Origin of the sequence: Microbacterium marinilacus (genome assembly GCF_019753765.1) — a bacterium.
Taxonomy (GTDB): domain Bacteria; phylum Actinomycetota; class Actinomycetes; order Actinomycetales; family Microbacteriaceae; genus Microbacterium; species Microbacterium marinilacus.
This window is the reverse complement of sequence record NZ_JAIJZW010000024.1, coordinates 1-4,884: the sequence shown is the minus strand read 5'-3', so window position 1 is coordinate 4,884 and position 4,884 is coordinate 1. Positions and strand designations below refer to the sequence as shown.

The following is a 4,884-nucleotide window of genomic DNA, read 5'->3' as shown; positions in this document are numbered from 1 at the left end:
CTCCACGGCGAACTCGACATGCGCACCCCGATCGAGACCGAGACCGAGTACTACGCTGCCCTTGAATCAGCCAACCCGGCCACCGCCGGACAGACAACCGGATAGGAACGAAAACCAGGCCGATTCATGCCCACTGGTCACTTGTTCTTCTCAAGCAATCGCCACAGGACCGCTGTGACGAAGAACGCCCCGGACCCAGACACCATGATGCGCGAGAACCAGTTTCCCGGCGCCGCGCTTGAGGTGGTCAGCTGCACGACGAGTAGCACCACACTCGCCGCGAAGAGGATCGACAAAACACCCACCAGAGCGTTCGTCACGCGCGACTCACTCATGAAGCACCACCGATCTGGCGTTGAGTGCGATCGTTCTCCGCGTCGACGTGGTCGAGCATCGCGGCCGAGTCAGTCGCGGGACGGCCACCAAGCGAGTGTCGCTCGTCCGCGAACGCAGCCGCCGCCTGACCTGCCAGGAGCCCCCTGGCAACACATCCTAGGCCGTGTTCATGGTCACGGCGCAGACCCCCGACCTCAGCCGTGTGGCGAACGCCCTGCCCCAGGGCGAACCGGTGGCGGCCTGAACGCCCTCCTCGATGAGGAGGTGCCCGTCGGCGGCCAGGACCCCGGATCGAACCTCGGCGGCGGGGCGTCGGCCGCGTCCTCTTCTGGGGCGCAGAATCAAGAACGGTCGCGGCCAGTAGACCTTAGCGCCTGAGAATGCGCGCGCATTGATATCCCATGCCGCGACAGGCCCCGGTCGCGATTCCAACAGTGGTCATCAGTACTCCTTTGTTCTGAGCGATGGGGATGTCTCCGCCGGGGTGCCCCGCGACGGAAGAGGCCGTCTACTTCACAGCCGCTTGGGCCGTCGCTGCGTCTGCGTCCGGGGCAACGCTCGAGCTCCCGGTGTCCGTGCAGGCGTAGTGGTGGGCGACGATCGCGGGGAGCTGTTGGTAGATGGTGTCGATGAGCTCGCAGATGCGGTCGGCGATCGGTGCCCCGATGCCGGTGAGTGCGTAGGTGACGTGAGGTGGGATGGCGGAATGTTCCGTACGGGAGACGAGGCCGTCGGCGTGGAGGCGTTGCAGGGTCTGGGACAGCATTCGGTCGCCGATCCCAGTCACCTGTCGGCGCACTTCCGCGAATCGCAACGGCTTGTCGGCGAGGGATGCGAGCACGAGTGCACCCCACCGGCCCGTGGCGTGCTCGAGTACTTCACGAGAGGTGCACTCTGGATCGAACACGCTCATTTGGCGTGCGCGTTCCGTCGCTGTCGTCATACCGATACACTATCAACACCGCTGGCGCTTCCAAAAGAGAAGCGCATCGGTGTACAAGTCAGATGTCAGGCGAACGCAGCGGTTTTTTGGTTCCGCCTGTGCGTGTTGAAGGAGGAGCGTATGGGTGCACTGGTGGTCGGTGTGATCGGGTCGGGGAACATCGGTAAGGGTGTCGCGAAGCTGTCGACCGTGGCGGGGCTAGAGACGGTGATGGCGAACTCGCGAGGTCCGGCCTCCCTGGTCGAGGCAGTGGCTGATCTGGGAGAGCATGCCGCGGCCGACACTGTCGAGCAGACGATTTTGCGCGCGGACGTGGTCGTACTGGCGATCCCCTTTGGTGCAGGCGGGGATCTCCCGGCCGGGGTGCTGGTGGGCAAAACGGTGGTGGATGCGACGAACTACTACCCGGACCGCGACGGGCATATCGCTGCGTTGGATGAGGGGACTGTCACCTCGAGTGAGCATGTCGCGTCGCTGCTGCCTGACGCGCGACTAGTGAAGGGCCTGAACAACATCGACTTCGTTCGCTTGCCGCAGCTCGGGCGCCCCGCGGGTTCGGCGGAGCGGAGTGCACTCCCGATCGCCGGCGATGATCCGGCCGCGAAGGCAGAAGTGACAGCGTTTCTCGATGCGATTGGGTTCGATGCGCTCGATCTAGGACCGCTCGCTGAGGGGAGGAGGTCGCAGCCGGGCACCCCGATCTATGTGACCCCGTATTCGCGGCCCGCTGAGTCCGCGGTGGAGGATCCGATGCAGCGTTTCCTCACCGCCGTCCCCGTGCCGGTTCCGCTCGCTGAAGCTATAGAGCTCACGGCATCTGTGTGATCGTTGACGTGGTGGAGCGCCCTTGTCCTGGTGGTGTCAGTGGATGGGGGTGCTTCCCGTGTCGAGGGCGGTGAAGGTGTCATCGAGCGCGTCGCGGAGGATGGGGGTCTCGCCTGCTGCCCATCGTCGCCAGGCAAGATCGAGCACCGCGAGGGCAGCGAGAACGATTGGTCTCGCCGCCTCGCCAGGGTCAATGTGCGGTGTGAGCGCGTGAGCGAGGGCTTCTTCGTGCCCGTAGCGCCGATCGGCGAGCCGGGAACGAAGCGAGGGGGTCGTCTGGATCATCCGTACCCGGGCGCGTTCCGCTTCCGAGGCTGCGTCGATCGAGGCCAGCGCCTCCTGGAACGTGCGGTGCAGCAGCCCCCACGCGTTCTCACCCGGCACGGTCGGGAGTCCTGTGAGGATGGCCCCGAAATCGAGGGTGCGGCCATCGACGAGGGTGAGGACGGCGTCTTCTTTCGATCCGAAGTAGCGAAAGAACGTCGCCCGGGAGATCCCCACCTCGCTCGCCGCTTCGTCCACGGTCACCGTGTCGAAGCCTCGCTCGGCGAAGATCGCGCTCATCGCTTCCGCGATCTCCGTGCGCATCGCATCCCGCGCCCGCTCGCGCACATTCATGGTCATATGCGTAGTGTACCCGAAACGAGACGGCCATTCGCTTCTGATAGCCTATCGCGGTCTTGATACGGAGTCTCACGCGAGGTGTTGTTGTTGTCAAATACTGGAGAGATCGTCGTCCCACCAAACACGGGAGGTCGGAGTCGGGTGCGTCCGGGTCCGGTGATCGCGGTGCTCGCGTTGGCGGGCATGGTGGGGTCGTTCATGCAGACGATCCTGATCCCCATTCAGGGCGAGCTCCCGGAACTGCTGAACGCGTCGCGCGAAGACACGGCGTGGGTGATCACCATCACCCTGCTGGTGTCGGCGATCTGCACCCCGATCACGGGGAAGCTGGGCGACATGTTCGGCAAACGCCGCATCGCCCTCATCCTCCTTTCCCTCCTTGTCGCCGGATCCATCGTCGCAGCGCTCTCGCCGACAGTGGTGCCGCTGATCATCGGCCGCGGCCTGCAGGGCCTCGGGATGGGGGTGATCCCGCTGGGGATCACGATCCTCCGCGACGTGCTCCCCAGCCACCGGCTGGGATCGGCGATCGCGCTCGTCAGTGCGACGCTGGGCGTGGGCGGGGCGCTCGGGCTTCCGCTCAGCGCGTTCGTGACGCAGAACGCCGACTGGCACATGCTGTTCTGGCTCGCCGCCGCCCTCGGCGCGATCGTCCTAGCCCTCATCGCACTCGTCGTTCCCGAAAGCCCCACCCGCACGGGCGGCCGCGTTGACGTCGTCGGCGTGATCGGCCTCGCGATCGGACTCACCGGAATCCTCCTCGCCGTCTCCCGAGGCAACGAATGGGGATGGGCCTCACCCCTCACCCTCGGTCTCCTCGCCGGTGGTGTGGTCGTGCTGCTGGCGTGGGGATGGTGGGAGCTGCGGACGTCCGCGCCGCTCGTGGATCTGCGGGTGAGTGCCCGTGGACCGGTACTCGTCACGAACCTCGCCTCGATCGCGATGGGATTCGCCCTGTTCTCCTCCCAGATCGCGTTCCCGCAACTGCTCGAGATGCCCGCCCAAGCCGGCGGTATCGGGCTCACGCTCTTGCAGGCGAGTTTCATCCTCATGCCCTCCGGGCTCGCGATGCTCGCCATGTCTCCGATCGCCGGGCGCCTGGAACGCCGGTGGGGGCCGAAGCCGTTGTTCATCATCGGCGGCACCATCATCGCCGCCGGCTACCTGGTCGCGGTGCTCATGCAACTCGGCGCCTGGCACATCCTCACCATCAACCTCCTCATCGGCATCGGCATCGGCCTGGGGTACGCGGCCATGCCCACCCTCATCATGCGCGCTGTCCCCGATACCGAGACCGGGGCCGCGAACGGCCTCAACACCCTCATGCGCGCCCTAGGCACCGCCTCCGCCTCCGCGGTCATCGCGGCGGTCCTCGCGAACTCCACCACCACAGTCGGCGGGGTATCCATGCCCAGCACAGACGGATTCCAGACCGCATTCCTGTTCGGTCTCGCCGCCGCCGCGATCTGCACGATGATCGCGGTGTTCATTCCGAAACCCGTGCACCACGCCGGCGAGCACGAAGCCCTCACCGACGACCAGCTCTAACACCACAGCATTCGGGGTATCGCCAGTGTTGGCGATACCCCGAATGCTTGCGTTGCGGGAAAGCCCCGGCACATGGACACGATCACCCCGCGAGATGTGCATGATGCCGCCGCGCAATGCTCCTCGCCGTCACCGTCTCATCCGTCGCCCTGGTCACGACGGGGTGCTCTCCGAACAGTGAGGCCGATGCAGCCGCGCCCCCACGGACACCGCCAGCCCCGTTGCCGACACCGCCGCGGCATACCTCGACGCGCTCGCGACGGGCGATATTGAAGCCGCCGCCGCACTGATCGATGTGGAGCCGGATGGTGCCGACCTGCTCACCGACGCTGCTGAGCACATCACTGACGTGGCCGCCGGCCAGGAAGCGGACACGGGCTGGGTGGAGGCCGACCTCGTCGACGGCGACAGCGTGGCGGTCCCGGTGTCCTATGCGCTCGGCGGCGAGGACCTGAACGGCATGCTCGAGGTGACCCGTGACGGTGACGACTATCTGGTGCTCGCAAGTCCGGAGAACAGCGCTCCGCCGTTCGCGACCTTCACAACCGAGGACGGACAGGCCTCCACCGCACTGTACCCAGGGCTTTACGAGCCCGGCGCCCTCGCGC

6 protein-coding genes are annotated in these 4,884 nt (G+C 66.1%); 3 read left to right on the top strand and 3 right to left on the bottom strand.

What is annotated here, in order from left to right; genetic code table 11:
* Positions 1-137: 137 nt before the first annotated feature.
* Both K5S26_RS18435 and K5S26_RS18430 read right to left on the bottom strand, forming a co-directional pair.
* Complete coding sequence (locus tag K5S26_RS18435; RefSeq protein WP_221860984.1) at positions 138-320, bottom strand: hypothetical protein; 183 nt, start codon at positions 318-320, stop codon at positions 138-140.
* A 524-nt stretch (positions 321-844) separates the two neighbouring features.
* Positions 845-1,249: a winged helix-turn-helix transcriptional regulator gene (locus K5S26_RS18430; RefSeq protein ID WP_221860982.1), complete on the bottom strand. Its 405-nt coding sequence runs from the start codon at positions 1,247-1,249 to the stop codon at positions 845-847.
* 150 nt (positions 1,250-1,399) lie between these two features.
* On the opposite strand from K5S26_RS18430, the gene K5S26_RS18425 reads away from it, so the two are divergent.
* A complete protein-coding gene (locus tag K5S26_RS18425; RefSeq protein WP_221860980.1) occupies positions 1,400-2,104 on the top strand; it encodes an NADPH-dependent F420 reductase in 705 nt (234 codons plus the stop codon).
* A 36-nt stretch (positions 2,105-2,140) separates the two neighbouring features.
* On the opposite strand, the gene K5S26_RS19085 is transcribed toward K5S26_RS18425, so the two are convergent.
* Positions 2,141-2,728: a TetR/AcrR family transcriptional regulator gene (locus K5S26_RS19085; protein WP_221860978.1), complete on the bottom strand. Its 588-nt coding sequence runs from the start codon at positions 2,726-2,728 to the stop codon at positions 2,141-2,143.
* A gap of 141 nt (positions 2,729-2,869) precedes the next feature.
* Between K5S26_RS19085 and K5S26_RS18415 the strand changes: the two genes are divergently transcribed.
* Together K5S26_RS18415 and K5S26_RS18410 are read left to right on the top strand one after the other, a co-directional pair.
* Complete coding sequence (locus tag K5S26_RS18415; protein WP_308123064.1) at positions 2,870-4,276, top strand: MFS transporter; 1,407 nt, start codon at positions 2,870-2,872, stop codon at positions 4,274-4,276.
* Between the two features lie 295 nt (positions 4,277-4,571).
* On the top strand, positions 4,572-4,884 hold a 313-nt coding region (locus K5S26_RS18410; RefSeq protein ID WP_221860976.1), incomplete at its 3' end, for a hypothetical protein.

Excerpts from the sequence above, each read along its gene's own strand:
- K5S26_RS19085 (WP_221860978.1), bottom strand. The coding sequence starts at position 2,728 with ATGACCATGAATGTGCGCGAGCGGGCGCGGGATGCGATGCGCACGGAG.
- K5S26_RS18425 (WP_221860980.1), top strand. The coding sequence starts at position 1,400 with ATGGGTGCACTGGTGGTCGGTGTGATCGGGTCGGGGAACATCGGTAAG.
- K5S26_RS18430 (WP_221860982.1), bottom strand. The coding sequence starts at position 1,249 with ATGAGCGTGTTCGATCCAGAGTGCACCTCTCGTGAAGTACTCGAGCAC.